Source organism: Planctobacterium marinum (assembly GCF_020687805.1).
GTDB lineage: Bacteria > Pseudomonadota > Gammaproteobacteria > Enterobacterales > Alteromonadaceae > Planctobacterium > Planctobacterium marinum.
Genome location: NZ_JAJEWQ010000001.1, coordinates 1,087,967 through 1,107,474 on the forward strand (window position 1 = coordinate 1,087,967; position 19,508 = coordinate 1,107,474).

Here is a 19,508-nt window from a genome sequence, read left to right on the forward strand (position 1 = left end):
CCTATGCCAATGACAGCGAATAAGTCGATTGTTATGGGTTATTCCGGGATTAATTTGCAACATAATGCCACCGGTGGCATTATGTTGCCTGAATCAAATCATTCTTTTTTAACACTCAGGAGTTTGCCGTATGAAAATCGCCTTAATGAACGAGTTTAGTCAGGCCGCCAAAAACCCGATTGTACTTGAACAATTAGAAGCTGTTGCTTATGACCAGGGCCACAGCATTTTTAATGTGGGCATGGACGGTGATAATGACCACCGTTTGACTTACATTCACCTTGGCATCATAGCCAGCCTGTTGTTAAACAGTAAAGCCGTCGACTTTGTGGTTACCGGTTGTGGTACCGGTCAGGGCGCACTGATGGCCGCCAACGCCTTTCCTGGTGTGGTATGTGGTTATTGTATTGACCCTTCAGACGCTTACCTTTTTGCCCAAATCAACAACGGTAATGCACTGGCCCTGCCCTTTGCCAAAGGTTTTGGCTGGGGTGCAGAGTTGAATATTCGTTATATCTTCGAAAAAGCCTTTACCGGTGTTACCGGCCAGGGCTATCCGGCTGAACGCAAAGAATCACAGGTAACCAATGCCGGTATTCTCAGTCAGCTCAAACAAGATGTGGCCAAAGATTACCTTGAGGCACTGAATAGTATCGATGAAGAATTGGTGAAACAGGCAGTTGGTGGTCCGCGTTTTCAGGATTGCTTTTTCACCCATTGCCAGGATGAAAACATCGCTGCGTTTGTCAATAAATTCGTAGCCTGAAGATAAGAAATCTGAGAGGGGATAAGCGCCTAAAGCGCTTACCCCCTTTTTTTATTTTAACGTACAGGTTGCAGCATTTGTTGCATGGCAATACCGGCTAAAATGAAGGGGCCGGTGCCTTTAGGGTCATTCTGCCAGACCGGCTCAGACATATAATATTGATAGCTGCCGTCACGGCCAAAGCCTAATCCAGCCACATAACACTGATTGGTCATACTGATCTCGCCATTGTCATGAACCAACACAAATTCGCTGATCAGTCCGTCATAGGCCTTTTCAGCAACAGCCTGGTATTCAGGTGCAATGTAACCATTGGCCACGGATTTCGCCAGAAAGTACACAAACATGGCGCTACCACTGGACTCCCGGTAGTTACCTGTGGCGCCCGGTTTATCCATAATCTGCCACCAGGTGCCGGTTTCATCCTGACTATTGCTCAGCGCCAGCGCTAACTCTTCTGCCATAGTGATCAGGGGCATACGCAACTGTGCTTTATCTTCGGGGATAATTTCCAGTACATCCACCAGCGCCATGGCTAACCAACCCAGGCCTCTTCCCCAGAAATGCGCTGACAAGCCGGTTTCGGAGTCGGCCCAGTCTTGCTGTTTGGCTTCATCCCAGGCGTGGTAATACAACCCGGTTGTGGCATCTTTCAGATAGTGATGAGTAAGTTCAAACTCTTTAACCACTTCTTCCAGACTGTGACCATCTTCAAACATCAGGCTGTATTCCGCCAAAAATGGCATCCCCATATAAACGCCATCTAACCACAACTGGTGAGGATATTTTTTCTTGTGCCAGAAAGCGCCCTCCGATGTTTTCGGATGGGACACCAGTTGCGCCCTTAAGATATCAGCCGCTTGTTTGTATTTTTGTTCTCCGGTTTCTTTATACAAAGCCAGCACCGAACGACCAGGAGCTACCGAATCAATATTAAAGTTCGACTGCTTATAGCGTTTGATGTTGCCATCATCGCTGATAAAGCTGCCTGTAATTTGATGCAGAGCCTCTTTGTATTTAGCTTCATCGGTGGCTTTCGCCAATTCGTAAAGCGCATAGGGATAAAGCCCGACAATATCATACTCAAACTTAGGCGGTCGCTGGCGATTCACATCCCAGCCATCATGGGCATAAACATAGCCTTTGCGCTCCAGTTCACTGTCCGCCAACTGTTGGCTCCAGTAGAGTGGCTTTTCCAGCGCGGGTGATTGTTGTTTAGCGGCTACAGCACGCTGTGTTTTCAATCTAACCCGTGCCGGTTGCGTTAGCTGTTCAGCGGTGTTGTCAAGGTAGGCTTTAAAGGCCTGCTTATCGGCAATACCACTTTGAGGTTGCCAAACAGCCGCAAAAGAATAGGTTAATTGTGCGGCCATAGGCTCGGATTCGGCACGCTCTTCTGGCGATAAAATCGCCAGATAATTTGCCTCATCCTGGGTAACCTCGTCCAGCAATGTACGCGGAAAGAACACTGCCATACCTAACATACTGCCATCCAGTGATTGTTTACCCCAACTGGCAATGTAAGTGTAAGCTGTGCCGGTAATATTGGTATTACCCTGCAATAATTCAGTGTCTTTGTGTTTTACCACACCCACCGCCATTTGCGACACAGACTGTTGAAAGTCCAGTGTTACATTCACCAGCGGGCTGCCCGCCTGCATGGCAAAGGTTGCCGCCAGATCTTGCTCCCCGGCGGGACTTTCCCAGCCCTGATAATCAATGCTGAAGGCGGATTGTAAAGCACTATTGTCCAAAATAGTGGCCGTGCGTTGGCTGGCATCACTGATCAGATGTAATGTCTCATTCTGCCACAGGCCAAAACCGCCGGCCCCTAATGAGCTTCCTACTTTGAGGATATCCATGCCCCAATCCTGCATATCATGGTATGAAGCATAACCGTCCTGCCCTACCTGTTGCAGTGCCACATCCGTTGTCAGCTTACCGAAAATATCAAAGCCATTGCGGTGATCCAGATAAATGCGATAACCGACCTGATCAGATTCAATACCTGGACCTTCGTAGCGTATCCAGTTTGAATGGTCCGTATAGTGCTCCGGTGGGCTTACCTGTTGTTGATTAACAAACTCACCACCCACATATTCTTTAAACTGGGTATCGGGATATTTTGAATGGGCCTGCCATTCGCCACCTTGTTTTGTGGCTATTTCCGCCTGTGTGCGTTTCACCAGTGCAGATTTTTGGGCACTGTGTGTTATTTCAATATGCCGGGTTTCAGCCGCCTTCAAAGGCACCACGACATAAAGCCCGTCGGCCTGGCCATCTAAATCTTTATCGGCCTGCTCCGCTTGCAGCGTTTCATTGCCGCTACGCACGTTAAGCTGATGCGACTCGCCGTTCAGACCCAGGTCATAATAACTAAAATAAAGCACTTCTTCCGGGCGGGCAAAGTCAGATGGGTTGTGTACTTCGGCACTGGCTACAAGATCAGGTTCTTTCTTGGCAGCAGATTGTGCCGCAGCGTCACCCGTCGGGATTTGGGCTGCATTATTGCATCCCACTATAGCGGCGCCAAGGATGACCGAAGATAACGCCCGAGTGAGCGTAGAGGCAGCGAATTTCATGATCTTCTCCCTACTGTAAATTAAAACTTGTACGCCTTCTTAACCAGGCCGTAAGTTAACTGATATGCAATCTGTTTTGCCTCATCAAAGCTGATTTGATGATTGCACACTAACTCCGCCAGGTAGCGGCAATCCACCCGTCTTGCCACGTCATGTCTGGCGGGAATGGACAAAAATGCCCGGGTATCATCATTAAAACCAACCGTATTGTAAAAGCCGGCCGTTTCGGTGGTTTGTTGTCTGAAACGCAGCATGCCTGCCGGGCTGTCGTGGAACCACCATGCGGGACCCAGTTTTAAACTCGGATAATGCCCGGCCAATGGCGCCAATTCGCGACTGTAGACGGTTTCATCCAGAGTAAATAAGATGATGTTCAAACGAGGATCATTGCCATATTTTGCCAACAAGGGTTTCAAGGCATTGACATACTCAGTATTGGAAGGGATATCTGCGCCTTTATCGCGGCCAAAACGGTCAAACACCTGTTGATTATGGTTGCGGTGTGCGCCAGGGTGGATTTGCATCACCAGGCCATCTTCAATGCTCATACCCGCCAATTCGGTCAGCATTTGCGCGCGGAAAAGCTCTTGTTTTGCTTCATCGGCCTGGCCATTAATGCAGGCAGCAAACAAGGTTTCGCATTCCTGTTTGGATAAATCGGCAGTGCGCGCCGTCGGGTGCCCATGATCAGTGGCCGTAATGCGCCCGTGCGCTTTAAAATAAGCACGACGCGAGCGAATGGCATCCAGGTAACCCTGCCAGGTTTGGGTATTTTCGCCGGTGATTTCACCTAACTTCTCAATATTAGCGACAAAGTCTTCACGACTGGCATCCACTACATCGTCCGGGCGGAATGTACTCACAACCCGCTTTTCCATTTCCGTACCGGCAATATTGCGATGGTGCGGCAAGGCGTCAAGAGCGCCTTCTGTGGTAGCAATGAGTTCAATATTGAATTTATCCATCAGGGCCCGCGGGCGAAATTCCGGTTGCACCAGTTGACGGTTAATTTCGTCGTAGTACTCCATGGCGTTTTCGCTACAGAGCTTTTCATCAAAGCCAAATACGTTGGCAAAGGTAGAATCCAGCCAATACCCCGAAGGTGTGCCGGCAAACAAAAAGTAGTTTTGCGCGAAGATCTTCCAGACCGCCACCGGATCAACATCTCTGGAAGCCTGCATGTCGCCTTTTAATCCATGCTGGGGAATACCCAGTGTTTCCAGTGCAATCCCCTGGCTATAGAGCATGCGAAATACATAATGATCAGGCTTAATCAGCAGTACGGTTGCATTGTCAAAGTTCTGATTTTCGTCAAACCATGAAGGATCAGTGTGTCCGTGTGGGCTGATGATGGGCAGATCCTTAACGTCCTGATAGAGTTCTCTGGCCACAGCCACCACATTGGGTTCACTGGAAAGCAGACGATCCGGATGTAAATTAAGTTTAGTTCTGGTTTGACGCATGATGCGATCCTATTGCTAATGGCCCTAACGGCCTTGTTTAACTGTTTGAAATTAACTGTGCAGCGTCAATCGTCTTGCCGGCGATACTGACATTGTGTAATTCAAATTGATTGATATTCCTGACAATTGAAGATTTCGGCGACTCATTGAGAAAGTGGCAATTTTTCAGGGTCAGGTCGTAAATGGGCTTGCGTTCAAAGCCCTGAATATTAAAGGGACGAACCAAAATGTCCCGACATACCAGGTCTTCAATCACTACATCTCGCACGGTGGGATCAAATTTCCCGGCATCGCCTTCTTCGTAATAAAAATTAATCACGACAGCGGTTTTGGCTCTGCCCACGGTAATGTTTCTGTACCGGAAATGCTCAAGCTTACCGCCTCTGACAGAGTTGGTTTTAATGCGAATCGCACGCTCAAGATGTGGACTATCCATAACGCAGTTTTCCACGTAAAGATGATTAACGCCGCCGGAAATCTCACTGCCCACCACGACACCGCCGTGACCTTCTTTCATATTGCAGTTGGCTATTACCAGATTTTGACAAGGTGTATTTAAGCGACGTCCGTCATTATTGCGACCCGATTTAATTGCGATGCAGTCATCACCAGTATCAAAAATACAGTTTTCAATGACCACATGATCACATGACTCCGGATTACAGCCATCGTTATTGGGGCCATGACTCAAAAACTTCACTTTGTTTACCGTCACGTTTTTACACAACACCGGATTCAATAACCAAAACGGAGAATCCTTAATAGTGACACCTTGCACCAATACGTTTTGGCAATCGTAAGGCTGAATAAAGGGCGGTCTCAAAAAGGCCCCATCGGCGTACTGACGCTGTGCTACCGGAACGCCGTCTTCCACATCCTGCATCAGCTTTTGTCGCGCGGGCTTTTGATCTTCTCCGGGAACGAGTTCCCAATGTTTTTCCTTGTGCGGCCCCTTCCAGGGCCACCAGGTTTGATTGTCTGCGCCACCGGATAACGTACCTTCTCCGGTTATCGCGATGTTAGTTTGTTTATAGGCATAAATAAGCGGTGAATAACCCATTAATTCCATGCCTTCCCAACGGGTAAATACCGCCGGTAAATAGCGCTCGGGTTCTGGGATAAATTGCACGTCAGCACCTTTTTCTATCACCAGATTAACATTGGAAAGCAGGTGAACAGGGCCGGTAGGATATACACCTGGCGGCACAATAACTTTACCACCGCCTTGTTGGTGGCAGGCCGAAATCGCATCAGCAAACGCCTGCGTATAATCATTTGACTGGTTCTCTGGCTGATAGTCAGTTAACACAAAACGCTTCGCCGGGAATGTGGGTACGATAGTATTTTTGCGGATTTCATCCGCTCTTTGCCAGTCATGTATCGAATTTTGCGAGTTGTTCTGCGCTGTATCGCTGGTTTTTGCCAGCGGTAAAGTCGCACAGCCGGAAAAAATCGACGACGCGGTTGCCGCTATCACCCCTTTGCAAAGCTGTCTTCTGTTGAACGTCATAGTTTACCTTTTTGATATTAAAACCATTTTTGCCCTTACCATGCCAGCTTAATGCGCCGGGCACCAGACACGTCCTGTTTGGACAAGATGGCTATTAGTGTTGCCAAATAATGTCAAACTTCATAATGCCACCGGTGGCAATTATTCCTTAATGGCCCGAAGTTTGTCAATATTTTGTTAATGTAAAATTTGCCAATCTGGCACTATGCAATAATCCGATCTGTTCAGGATTCGTCAGATTGCAATGCAAACTCACCTTGCTGAATGCGCTGCCACCCCTGAATTAAGTCTTCCACCGATAAGTTGTACTTACGGCTGTCGATCGCTTCGGGCGTTAAGAACGGATTGTTCAGATCAATGATTTTTCTCTGCTGTAAGTTCGCCCGACGTAAAAACCGCTGTACCCGATCACTGCTGTAAAAAAAGCGGTCAAATTCACCGTCCTGCAACGCGCTCATCAATCCATGTTCAATATCCTGCGCCAGTTCAATACGGTTTTTGTTGACGAAAAAATAAGTGGGTAATGGATAGCGAATTATCAGGTGCTCTTCAACGGCGAGTGACAAGTCTTTATTTGCTTCTACTTCTGCCCAGGCTTCAGTGGCGCCTCTGGGAAAGGCATCAAAGCGCCCTCCTTCCAGCATGTGAAACAGGCCTTTCTTTTTGGAAGACAGCTCGACGGTAAAGCCTGCGGAACGCAAAATGTCGCCATCTTTCCAGCCCCGTCCCTGCCCCATACTAATTTCAAGCAGCTGACTAACATCATTGATCTGACTAAACCTGGCGATTTCATCAGCGCGGATAATCATAAAACGCAAGCTCATCAGGCCGCGATAGCCATCAATTCGCACCGGAATAAAGGTTTCTTCCTGCTCGGGAGAAGTCCCTCCCCAGAACACCGCGATAGTGCCATGCAACGCAGCCTGATATTGGGCATCTTTTGATAACCGGTCATTGGTCTGGACAAACTGATAAGGCTTGTCGCTGTAGCTCAATGCCAGTTTCAACAGATTCAACATGTAGGTATTGTTTTGCGCCCTGACTTTGTTGATACCAACTTGCAGATCCGCTGCCGATGATGTTGCTGACAACATTAAAACTAACATCAAAAAAACGATTTTACGGAACATAAACTGTCTCACTATCAATGGATGTTTGCAGCATTGCGATTTCTGTCGGTACATTATTCAGGGTGAAGCAATCGCATCTTTTTGTGACGCTTCAGAATATCTACTTTGCTTTTTTACCTGCGCCTACCCGTCAGCAATAACCACTCGCTACCGGATGAATTAGTTACCTAATTTAGGGAATGAATCAGAATTTTTTGCCTTCAGGCCCGGGCAACATATGTCCTCTCCTGTGACGGCGGAAAATTTCAGAAAACCCCAATTGCCACCGGTAGCAATTGTTTAACAAAGCAACAGGTGATGTCAACATGGAATTAACATCAAAATAACAAATTGCAATTTAAACACATATATTTCAATGATTTAAGGGTGTTTCTCAGTTTTCATTTCGATACGCAAACACTGTCTTTAAAAAATAAATAACATATTTTTTACAAAAAACATTGCCACCGGTAGCAAGTTTGTATAGATTAAATATGCCACCGGTGGCAGCAATAGTGAAAAAGTCGTGACATTAATTCGACAGCAATGCCATGACAAAAATCTCAAACACGTAACTTCAGAATTTGTGAGCTAATAAATGGAAAATCAGTGTAGTAGGGTTTCAATTGGAAATTGGATAGGCAAAGTCAAACATCTCTTCGCCACCGGACTGGTATTGCTGAGTGTTTCTGCGCACGCCAATAACACCCAACACGATATTGACCAGGCAGTGTCACACATTCTGCAACAAATTGAATTACCCAACATCCCGGCGAGAGAGTATCAACTAAGCGACTACGCAGATGCAGAATCATTGCAAAAAGACATTCTTCCGGCATTAAAACTGGCCATTGCGGATGCCAGCAAGCAAGGCGGTGGTAAAATCACGGTCCCCGCTGGAAAATGGTTTGTGGGTGGTCCGATACACTTGCAAAGTCGCATTGAATTACACCTGTCTGAAGGCAGTCATCTGTTATTCTCAGGAGAGCCAGCGCACTACCTCCCGGTTGTGGAACAACGCTGGGAAGGTACTGAGGTATTCGCCTACTCGCCATTAATTTATGCTAATCATGTTGAAGATATCGCTATCACAGGGACTGGCATTATTGATGGCAATGCAGACAGCCAGTTCCACGCCTGGTATCAGCAACAAGACGCGGACATTCGCGCCCTGAGAAAACAAGGATTCGATGGCGAACCACTGGCCAAACGCGTGTATGGCAAGGGCCACTATCTGCGTCCGGACCTACTGCAAATATTGAACGCGAAGCGCGTCTTACTGGAAGGTTACACTGCACTGAACTCTCCGTTTTGGGTAAACCATATTGTTTACACCGAACATGCCACATTGCGGGATCTCAAAGTAGACAGTCATTTTCCCAATAACGATGGAGTTGATGTTGACTCCTGTAGTCTGGTGTTAGTGGAAAACAACCACTTCAGCACCGGTGACGACTCTATAGTGATCAAGTCAGGACGCGACCTGGATGGTCGTAACATTGCCAAACCCAGCCACTCTATCGTGGTACGCAACAATACCATGGGTGGCGAAGATGGCCTTGGCCTGGGCAGTGAGATGTCCGGCGGTATTTACGACGTGTACTTCCTTAATAACACATTGGTGGGCGGCAGCGCCGCTTTTCGCTTCAAGGCCAATCCCGACCGGGGCGGTAAAGTTGAAAATATCTATATTCAACAAGCCACTGTTGGGCAATACGATCACCTGTTTTGGTTCCAACTGGACTACCCCAGCCAATGGGGTGGCAACTTTAAAACCCAGTACAACAATATTTTCTTCAATGACATCAACGCAGCCCAGGTGGATACCGTGTTCTTTATGCGCGCACCTGACGACTGGCCGCTGGGCAAAGTGCAATTTCAGCAGGTTAATGTGGAAAATGCTGAGCATATTTTCGATGTCAAGAATGTGTCCGATTTAGATCTGCGCAAGGTCAATATCGGCAAGTACCAGATTACTGGTCAGCTTCAATGGCTGGCGGAATAGTAATGACCCATAACTGCAACACAACATACATTACTTTTGCTAAGCGCCCTGGAGTGCTTACATCAGACTATACTTTCTTGGGAGGAAACTATGAATCACACAAAAACTAAACTTGCAGTACTGATTGCCCTCAGTCTGTCCAGTGCCACCTTGAGTGCACAACAGGCAGAAACTGAGGCGGCCGAAAACAACGAAGCGCAAAACCTGGAAGTTATTGAAGTTTCTGGCTACCGGGGCTCGCTGACTAAATCTTTGATGGAAAAGCGTTCTGCGGTTAACTCAAAAGAGTCAATCGCTGCTGAAGATATTGGTAAGTTTCCTGATTTGAACATTGCCGAATCGATTCAACGGGTACCTGGTGTTGCTATCTCCCGGGAAGGCGGTGAAGGCCGACAAATTACATTGCGCGGATTGGGGCCAACATTTACCCGTACAACTTTAAACGGCATGGAAATCCCGGCCAGTACCGACGGTACCGATTCAGGTGGTGGCGTAAATGGTGGACGTTCATTTGATTTTAACGTGTTTGCTTCTGAACTATTTAATCGCGTAGATATTCAAAAGACACCCACGGCCTCCATGGAAGAAGGTGGTATTGCCGGTACCGTAGATCTCTACTCTGCCAAGCCTTTTGACAATCCTGGATTTCATATTGCTGCATCAGCACAAGGTGGCTACAACGAAATCACCGAAGAAGTCGATCCTCGCATGGCATTTATGATCAGCGACACCTTTGCTGACGACACTTTCGGCGCATTATTATCAATCGCCCACTCTGAACGTACAGTACGTCAGGAAGGTTTCGGTACCGTGCGTTGGACAACACCTGTGCGCGACGGTGGTGGTATTTTCGCTGACACCAGCAATACCTCCGTCACCGGTACTACTGACACAGGTCCTTGTGAAGTTGACGGTGAAGCCGTGGATCCGGTTAACTGCTTATGGACACCCCGCCTACCTCGCCCGGATTACTTCGGCAACGAGCAGGAACGACTGGGTGTCACAGCTTCGTTTCAGTGGGCTCCTAACGATGACCTTGTGCTCACTTTCGATACACTGCAATCGACACTGGACAACGAACGTACCATGTACAATTTCTTCGAAATGTTCCGTAGTACTTTCGATGAATTAACACCTACCGCGATTACTGTTCACCCCAATGGCAAGCAGGTATTAGCCGGTACCTATGAAGGCATTAAATCGCGTATTGAGAGCCGTCAGCAAATTTCTTCTACAGACTTTAGCCAATACGTATTGTCAGGAACTTACAACATTAGCGACCGTCTGAGCATGGCTGCCATGCTTGGTACTGCAGAATCTGATGCCCGCTCTGAGCAATATCGTTACAACATGACCAACAACACGGCGCATACTTTCAGCTTTGACTTTAGCAATAATGCTAATGTGCCCACTCTGGATTATGGTTACGACGTTAACGATGCCAGCTTTTATGACTTGTCAGATGGTCGCCTGAGAGCCACAGATGTGCTGCGTGAAAACGATACAGCCAAACTGGATTTCACCTACATCGGTGATGAAGTCACCATTAAAACTGGTTTCGCCTTTAACGATCGTGTAGTGAACTACAGTGAAGAGCAAATTAACGGTTTCCCGGACCAGGCTTCCGCAGTAGGCTTTGCTGAAATTATGCCGGTAGATGACTTTGGCAGCGGCTTTGATGGCCCGCTAAATTCCTTTATTGTTGCCGATTTCGACGCTATCAATAATCAGTTACTGGATAAAACCTGGTCTCCGCGTAATGCCCAAACCTGGAAGGTACAGGAAGAAACCTCTGCCTTTTATCTGGAAATGAGCTCTGAGTATGATATTGCTGACATGGTATTGCGTAGCAACTTCGGTATGCGTTATGTGGAAACCACAACAACGTCTACCGGTTTAATCCAGGCAGATCCGGTCAGCATCGAAAACGATTATAAAAACTTCCTGCCTGCAATGAACCTGTCGCTGGACGCTACCGATGAAGTGGTCGTGCGTTTGGGATTATCTCAAACCATTACCCGCCCCAGCCTGAGTTCACTTAACCCTGGAAATCCCAGCTTTGATTACATCAATGGTCGTATAACTTCAGGTAACCCGTTCCTGAAGCCATTCGTGTCTGATAATGTGGATTTTGCCATTGAGTGGTACTTCCAGCCAGAAGCATTGGTTGCAGCCAACTTCTTTTATAAAGACGTTACCGACTGGATCCAAAGCTCCTCTGAAGAGCGTCTGGTGGATTCCGCTTACTATCCGTTTATCGACAACGACCCTCAGTACGATCCACAAATCGCACTGGACCCGCGGAGCATTCCTTATGAGCACATTACCAGTGTAAACAGTGATGAGAATACGCTAAACGGTATTGAGTTAGTGTATCAGCAACCGCTAACCTTCCTGCCTGGTCCTTTTGATGGATTAGGTGTGGTAGCTAACTTCACTAAAGTATCCAGTTCAGGGGAAATTACAGGCTTATCTGAAAACTCCTTTAACTTTACCCTGTACTATGAAAAGGATAACTACGGAGCCCGTATCTCTGCCAACAAGCGTGACGATTACATCACTGACTTTAGCGGCAGCAATGGTAACGTTGAGCACGGTACCACAGGACCAACGCATATCGATTTATCAGCGTATTACAACTACAGCGATAACCTGACGGTTACGCTGGAAGTGATTAACCTGACAGACGAATATGAGCGCTTATTCACCACAGGTGATGGCACGTTAAACCTGATGCGTGAGTACAATCACACCGGAACTCAAGTGTTCTTTGGCGTACGATACAATATGTAATCAGCCCACCGGGCGACCTTAAAACCAGGGCAAAACTGCCCTGGTTTTTTATTTCTGTCATCAAAAAACATCCCGCATTTACAACCAAAGTTCAATTTAGCAATGCTCCGTAAGTAGCTAAGCTTGCATTAAATCAAGAAAAAACATATTGCCCGGTCGGCAGTATTTTGACTGGCGCGGCTTCGGAGTTTATTGATGCGATTGACCTGTTTTAGCATTTTTACATTTTTGATCAGCTTATCCTTTCATTCGCCTTTGGTACTTTGCCAAACGATGCTCTCCTACGCCGTAGCTAAGGATCAAACCGACGAACGCAGCCAATTCCCTATCAAACTATTGCATGCCATCGTGGCAGAGCAGGACACGCAACTCAACATCACGTCAATCCCGATAGACGCCACTCAACACCGGGTACTGCACCTGCTGGACAAAGGTCACATTGATATGGCGTGGTTTGCTGCAGACAAAGACAGACTGGCCAAATATCACGCGGTACAGATCCCCATTGCCAAAGGGCTTTTAGGTTACAGAATGCTATTAGTGCATGATCACAACAACCTGGCCTTTACACCTATCACAGATCTGCAGCAACTTAAAAACTATACCTTTGTGCAAGGCCTTGGTTGGCCCGACAACCGGATTTTAAAACACCACGAATTAGGACTGTTAACCGTCAGTGACTATCATCGTATGTTTAAGCTCGTGGATGCCGGCAGAATAGATATATTTCCCCGCTCAATTATTGAGATTTGGCAGGAACTCGACTCGCACCAGGCGCTGAATCTGACAGTAAATGATTCCGTGGCATTACACTACCCCAGTGCCCTGTATTACTTTTTCAGAAAAGAAAATGAACAACAGGCCGAAATCATTCGCCGCGGATTTGAGAAACTGATTGATTCCGGAGAATATGATCTGTTGTTTAATGCCTATTTCGGCCAGATTTTACAACGCTCAAACCTGGCAACAAAACGCATCATTGAAATGGACAATCCCTATTTTGAGATACCAGAATCACAGCGCCACTACTTTTACAGCCTGAATGACATTGGCAAAAACCCAAGACATGCAATGGCAAGTAATAGTGCTACAACCAAAGATGCAAAACTAGCAGAACTCTAAACACATATAACACGCAGAATATGCCATTCTTAGTCTCAAGGTGGCAATAGTTGTAACCGGCAAAAAGTTTCCGCTACAAACCATTATCATTAAAAGGTCTTGAGAATTACGCCTTTGGAAAATCTAGAATATTCAAACCAAGACTCTCCACACATGTAATACTTCGCTTTTTATTTGTATCGCCTTTTTCTAAATATCAATATAGCAACCCCACAAATCTGTGCTTTCCCCCTCCCTGTACATCCGAAACAGCCTTATTAAACATTTAAACCAAAACGACTTTTTTTATTGTTCCTCCCGCAAACGCATAAAATTGGTGAGTTTTTTGCAGAAATAAGCGCTCTTACGAAGAATCCTACCAATAAACAGGAAAACAAACATGAAAGTTGAAAATAGCGTACAGTGGCCTGCTAAAGCACATTCTGGCGTATCAGGCGCGTCTGTTTCAGCATCTAAATCTGAAAAATATGACCCATCAAAGGGTATTGCCATTGGAACGGGTACCTCATTGATGCACAAACTTCCATTGCCGCACGAATTACAGAAATTTGAACCCGCTCCAAAAGCCCATGAATTAAAACTTAATGCACTTTCACCCGAAGACACAAGAGCAATGCTGCTAACTAAAGGGCAACAGCGAGACGTTACTGCTATTGCTTATGTAGATGGGAAACCTGCAATGATGTTTGGTGATAGTATCACCAGCCGAAATAATTTTGGTTACATCGCATTGGCCAGCAACGGCAATCACAGTCAGGCAAAACAGGCATTAAAAGAACAGTATGGCGATCGAGTTGAAATTATTGAGTTTTCACCTACCAGTGCACCAACTAACGCAGAAGCATTCGAATTGTTCAACCAAAAGTCCTATAGAGAATTTGTCGAACGTGAATACCATTTAGAGCGACAAAATCAAAGTAATGCTGCAAAGCAACAGTTGGAAATGCATCAAAAACACCTACAGCGTCAAAACACACCCGTTGATGCAGTTTTTACAATGAATGGGGTTATTGTTGCCAGTTTAGGCGCAGACAATTCGACGGATTTACACCGAGGCAATCTACTTATGACTCTTGATGAAATGGGATTAAGCAGCGATGTAGCTAAAGCACTTTATGATGATACTGTGGGTAAGAAATTGTCTACAAAGGAACTAGGGTTAATTTTCGAACAGAATTTACCCGGTCAATACAATATAGAATTCCCCCACTACGAAGCATCGATAACCCGCGAACAAATAACCAACCAGGCACGGTCTCAATATGCACAAAAGGTTGAAGAATACAGTAATAGATAAACCAAATTAAACCTGGCAACCTGTACTAAAAAACAACGAGGAAGTGACATTTATGGTTCTAAATAACGAAATGTCGTATCCCACATACAGAGAATCGTTTACTACTGAATATCGATTTTATTTATTTCATATATTAAACAATGAGTTAAATCATCCTCTACTTTTCTACATTTAACTGGCACGAGTTTTGTTGTCTTTGTTTAACGCAAAAGCAAAGTCCAGGGAAGACTACAACCAGCGTTGAACCCTGCCACAACAACAGTCACACCGGTACTCACAAATAATGACAGATTCGAACAATATCCATGTTGCAGATAAATTACGCATTGAGGATTCATCCAGACTGCACCCGACAATGCCAAATATTAACAAAGCCCCCGTGTGGCTGATCATCACCGTAGTGATGTTGAGTATGCTTCCCGACACATTGAATATACTTGGCGTTGAACTGGGTGTGTCACCATACTCACATAATGCAGCACAAGTAGATAGTCATGTTCTACTGGCAGAAAAAGCTCAACAAATGATTTTGTTTAACCCATCAGCATCCAATGCAATATTCGTCAACCACATGTTTTATGGTCTCAACGGCGCCTTTTGGCATATGATGCTGGAGCTAAGTGCGGTAATGGTTGCAGTAATTACCGCAATATTAGCTTTTGCCCACTATAGAGTTCAGCGTAATTTTGTTGTGCCATTTATTGGTCTGGTATTGTTAGCTGCAGGTGGTATGGATATGTATCACACTGCCGCTGCATCTCGGCTTATTGAGGTCTCTGCACCAGATTCGCAGCTTATCCCATTCACTTGGGCAGAAGCTCGAGTATTCAGCGCCCTAACACTATTATTTGGGGTGTTTTTACTACTGTTTACACGGCTCAAACAAAGCCAACACATTCCAATATTAATCACTACTACCATATTTTTATTTATTGCAGCAGCAATAATTTCTATAACCAGCTCCAGTGCGGAACTGCCTCAGAGTCAATTTGAAGATGCACTCATCAAAAGGCCCTACGATGTAATACCTCTTATATTGTATATAGTGCTTGGAGCAATATTATTGCCCATATTGAACCGCCGTTCCCCATCCATTTTCTACTCCAGTCTCATATTGAGCATGTTGCCTCAGGTTATGGCTCAGATTCATATGGCATTTTCGTCTGAAGTACTTTTCGACAATGGATTCAATATTAGTCATGGTTTAAAAACTTTGTCATACCTTATCCCTTGTTTAGGGATAGTTCTCGACTATGTTGCTATTGCTCAACGAAGTAATTTAATGTCAAACAATTTGGAGCAGATGCACGAGGAAATTAAAACCCAGGTGGCAAAATCAGTTGCGAAACTTAAAAACGTGGCCGAAGATGTAGGTCATAAAGCTGTCGCATTGGCCAGTTCTAGTATTGCATTGAGCGATTTAGTAAACCAACAATCCCTTTGTACCGCACAAAGTGCTTCAGCAATGGAAGAAATGACCTGTTCCGTCGGCGATGTTAGTAACAATGCGAAACAAGTTGCCGGAACAACACAATCTGCCAACAACAACGCCAGTAGTAGTAGCGAAACAGTTACCCAAAGTATTGGTTCACTGACCCAGATTGCTGAAGCAGTTTCCGTAGTTTCTACAAAAATAGAATACCTAAATGACAACAGTGAAGAAATTGGGAAAGTAGTTTCCGTTATAGATAGCATTGCTGAACAAACCAATTTACTTGCGTTAAATGCCGCCATAGAAGCAGCGCGAGCTGGAGAACATGGTAAAGGCTTTTCAGTAGTTGCCGATGAAGTGCGGGGGCTCGCTCGTAAAACCCAAAACGCTACCAATAAGATTGCACAGACAATATCCAGTAATCAAATTGAAACTCAACAGTCAGTTGAAAGCATGAGACAGAGCATGGTTCTGCTTGAAGAAGGCACTGAACTTGCCTCCATAGCTAAGAAAAATATGGAAGATATTGTCGACAGCTTCGAACAGGTTAGTTCAATGATTTCACAAATTGCCACAGCGAATACACAACAGGCGATTGTGGCACGAGATATCTCGCAACAATTAAACCACATTAACAACATAAGCTCTGAGATGGTAAATACTATTTCTGAAGTAACTTCTGCTTCAGAACACCTTTCACGACTTTCAGAAACAGCTCAAAACCTCGCTCAATCATTAGATTTAAGCAATCATAAAAGATAGTTCTCTCAATGAAGTCATTTCAGGCGTTTTCATAATGCCTGACTTACCCACATTTAAATTTAAAGCAAAAAAGTATGTTTTTTTGGACGATTAGGCAACAGTGCTATTGATGTCGTCGCTATTATCAGCCGCCGTAGAATGCAAACGACCGAAAACCTCATAGGTGTTTTTGAAGGCTTATTTTCAGATTTTTTAGTTTATGAATTACACATATAGTCAACTTAAGGGTTTAAACCTTTTACTACTCAACATTACACATGAGGCCGTGCTGGGGTTCAACAGATTCGGAGAAACCGTATTTGCGAATAATGCCGCATCGAGACTGACGGGTTGGACAGACAAGGAACTGACCGGTAAAAGAGCTCATGACATTGTAGGTTGTGATTGTGATAGTAGAAGCGGCCTTCTAAAGCCAGACGATGTAATCAACAAAGTCCTCCAGGACGGTCAGACTCGACGCTATTCGCAATGGACTTTATGGCGAAAAGATGGAACAGACTTTCAGGTACAGTTGTCTTGTACCGCTTGGCTGGAAGATAAAAAAATCATTGGAGCTCTACTGTTTTTTAGAGATATAAGCGCATCAATAATTCAGGAACAAAAGTTAAATAGTGCATTAATTGAAATTCAAAGGCTGCGTAATCTTCAAGGAGATCAAATTGATAAGCCCGGTGATTTCGACACAAATGATGGTTGCACTCCTGAGCTTATTGGAGAACATCACAAAATTAAACAGGTTTTAAACGAAGTAAAACAAGTAGCAACAACCTGTGCAACGGTCCTTATCCACGGAGAAACCGGAACCGGCAAAGAACTCATTGCCAGGATGATTCATAGACAAAGCAATCGTTCGAGTCAACCACTCATAAAACTAAACTGCGGGGCAATTCCTAGAAATCTCGTTGAAAGCGAGTTATTTGGACATGAAAAGGGGGCGTTTACCGGAGCTTTACATGCTCGTGCTGGCCGATTTGAGATGGCCCACAAAGGGACACTGTTTTTAGACGAAGTTGCCGAGTTACCTATGGATACTCAAATAAAGTTATTGCGAGTAATTCAGGAGCAGGAATTTGAGCGTATCGGTGGTAACAAGCCATTAAAGGTAGATGTCAGGATTATTGCCGCATCACACAAGGATCTGAGTGCATTATGTCGTTCAGGTTTATTTCGCTACGACTTGTACTATCGACTAAATGTTTTTCCTATGTGGATACCTCCTATTCGAGAGAGAATTTCGGACATCCCTTTAATAATATCTTACACCCTAAAGAAGTTGGAAAATAAGCTCAACAAAACACTAAAAGAGTTAACTCCGGAATCAATGCATAAAATGCTGGCTTACCCCTGGCCGGGCAATATTAGAGAAATACAAAATGTTTTGGAGCGTGCAGCGATACTTACACTATCTCCGAATATAAAAATTAACGACGAGTTTATCGCACCTGAACTGGCCAACAATTCAGGGGTTATTTCTCACCCGAACAAAGTTGTAGATTCAGTCGGAAAAAATAACCTAACCAGCCTGGCAGAAGTAGAAAAGCAACATATTGAAGAAACTTTAAAAGCCCTAAACGGCAGAATTTCAGGAAAGTTAGGCGCGGCTACAATTCTAAAAATTCACCCTAATACACTTCGTTCAAAAATGGAAAGGCTCGGCATCAGTACAAGTAACACACCAACAAAATAAACACATATAGCTATCTTAAATTGAGTTTACCAGCCTTCAACAGACCACATGAAACTGACTATGTTGAACTATCCAAGGCTGTTTTACATGTTTATAGATTTTGAACACGAGAATAAAATATGCGAGTTTTAAATGGAATAATGGCACAGCATACATTCACCACTAAGATCGAATACCAGGGAAATCTGAGCGGACCAAGGCATTTTGGCAAAACAGGACAACTTCACTTTCTCGAAAAAGGAAACGTCAGGATACTGATACAAGGTAAACAAGTAATACAAGTAGACCGGCCCGCTATTGTTATTGTGCCAGCAGCTGTACCTCATATGATTGAAAGCATCGGTGATCTGCCTGTAAAAATGATAAATGCCAGTATTTCATTATCTACGTCACAAGACTCATTTATCTTCGCCGCCTTACCTGACTATTTTTATTTCCAGTTAAACCCTGAATGTAAAATTTCCTGTACTGCAAAATGGCTCATAGGTGAAATCACTGAGCAGCGCTTTGCCCGACAATCCATGTTGGACAAATTAACCGATATTTTCGTGTTGCAAATTTTCAGGTTTGCAATAGAAGAAGGTCTGATTCAACAGCAAATGTTAACAGCCGCACATCATCCCTTACTATCTCGGGTAATCAAAGAAGTACACCAATTCCCTGCAACAAACTGGAATCTCAATAATATGGCGAAAAAAGCAGCAATGTCACGAACCCGATTTGCAAAAAGCTTTAAAGAGATTCTCGGCCAAACCCCCAAAGATTACGTTACAGATATCAGACTCGCCAAAGCCCAACAACTATTATTAGCAGACAAATCTTTAAATTTTATCGCCAGTGAAGTTGGTTATGAACATCCATCGGCCCTCACCCGAATTTTTAAAAAAAAGCTCGGTCAGACACCTCGTCAATGGTTGAAACTCTCACAAAAAATGCAGTCACAAATCCAACCTCTGTAATTAGTTTTGGTTCGGAGCATT

General features: G+C 44.9%; 12 protein-coding genes. 8 read left to right on the top strand and 4 right to left on the bottom strand.

Annotated elements, in window-relative coordinates; genetic code table 11:
- Positions 1–130: 130 nt before the first annotated feature.
- Entirely contained in the window at positions 131–766 is a 636-nt protein-coding gene (locus tag LJ740_RS04855) for an RpiB/LacA/LacB family sugar-phosphate isomerase (protein WP_229527916.1), read from the top strand.
- Between the two features lie 56 nt (positions 767–822).
- Here LJ740_RS04855 and LJ740_RS04860 read toward each other — a convergent pair whose 3' ends face one another.
- The 4 genes from LJ740_RS04860 to LJ740_RS04875 all read right to left on the bottom strand — a co-directional run bounded on the left by LJ740_RS04860 (position 823) and on the right by LJ740_RS04875 (position 7,451).
- Complete coding sequence (locus LJ740_RS04860) at positions 823–3,348, bottom strand: glycoside hydrolase family 88 protein (protein ID WP_229527917.1); 2,526 nt, start codon at positions 3,346–3,348, stop codon at positions 823–825.
- Between the two features lie 20 nt (positions 3,349–3,368).
- A complete protein-coding gene (uxaC, locus tag LJ740_RS04865) occupies positions 3,369–4,811 on the bottom strand; it encodes a glucuronate isomerase (protein WP_229527918.1) in 1,443 nt (480 codons plus the stop codon).
- Positions 4,812–4,848: 37 nt separating this feature from the next.
- On the bottom strand, positions 4,849–6,321 hold the full coding sequence (locus LJ740_RS04870; RefSeq protein WP_229527919.1) for a glycoside hydrolase family 28 protein: 1,473 nt from the start codon (positions 6,319–6,321) through the stop codon (positions 4,849–4,851).
- A 224-nt stretch (positions 6,322–6,545) separates the two neighbouring features.
- Complete coding sequence (locus LJ740_RS04875; protein WP_229527920.1) at positions 6,546–7,451, bottom strand: diguanylate cyclase; 906 nt, start codon at positions 7,449–7,451, stop codon at positions 6,546–6,548.
- A 577-nt stretch (positions 7,452–8,028) separates the two neighbouring features.
- Here LJ740_RS04875 and LJ740_RS04880 point away from each other — a divergent pair.
- The 7 genes from LJ740_RS04880 to LJ740_RS04910 all read left to right on the top strand — a co-directional run bounded on the left by LJ740_RS04880 (position 8,029) and on the right by LJ740_RS04910 (position 19,487).
- Positions 8,029–9,435, top strand: a complete 1,407-nt coding sequence (locus LJ740_RS04880) for a glycoside hydrolase family 28 protein (protein ID WP_229527921.1) — start codon at positions 8,029–8,031, stop codon at positions 9,433–9,435.
- A 90-nt stretch (positions 9,436–9,525) separates the two neighbouring features.
- Positions 9,526–12,228, top strand: coding sequence for a TonB-dependent receptor (locus tag LJ740_RS04885; RefSeq protein ID WP_229527922.1), 2,703 nt, complete (start codon positions 9,526–9,528; stop codon positions 12,226–12,228).
- Between the two features lie 195 nt (positions 12,229–12,423).
- A complete protein-coding gene (locus LJ740_RS04890; protein WP_229527923.1) occupies positions 12,424–13,350 on the top strand; it encodes a substrate-binding periplasmic protein in 927 nt (308 codons plus the stop codon).
- 379 nt (positions 13,351–13,729) lie between these two features.
- Entirely contained in the window at positions 13,730–14,647 is a 918-nt protein-coding gene (locus LJ740_RS04895; RefSeq protein WP_229527924.1) for a hypothetical protein, read from the top strand.
- A 283-nt stretch (positions 14,648–14,930) separates the two neighbouring features.
- Positions 14,931–16,841, top strand: coding sequence for a methyl-accepting chemotaxis protein (locus LJ740_RS04900; protein WP_229527925.1), 1,911 nt, complete (start codon positions 14,931–14,933; stop codon positions 16,839–16,841).
- A gap of 199 nt (positions 16,842–17,040) precedes the next feature.
- On the top strand, positions 17,041–18,528 hold the full coding sequence (locus LJ740_RS04905) for a sigma-54 interaction domain-containing protein (protein WP_229527926.1): 1,488 nt from the start codon (positions 17,041–17,043) through the stop codon (positions 18,526–18,528).
- Between the two features lie 119 nt (positions 18,529–18,647).
- Positions 18,648–19,487, top strand: coding sequence for a helix-turn-helix domain-containing protein (locus LJ740_RS04910; protein ID WP_229527927.1), 840 nt, complete (start codon positions 18,648–18,650; stop codon positions 19,485–19,487).
- Positions 19,488–19,508: the final 21 nt, after the last annotated feature.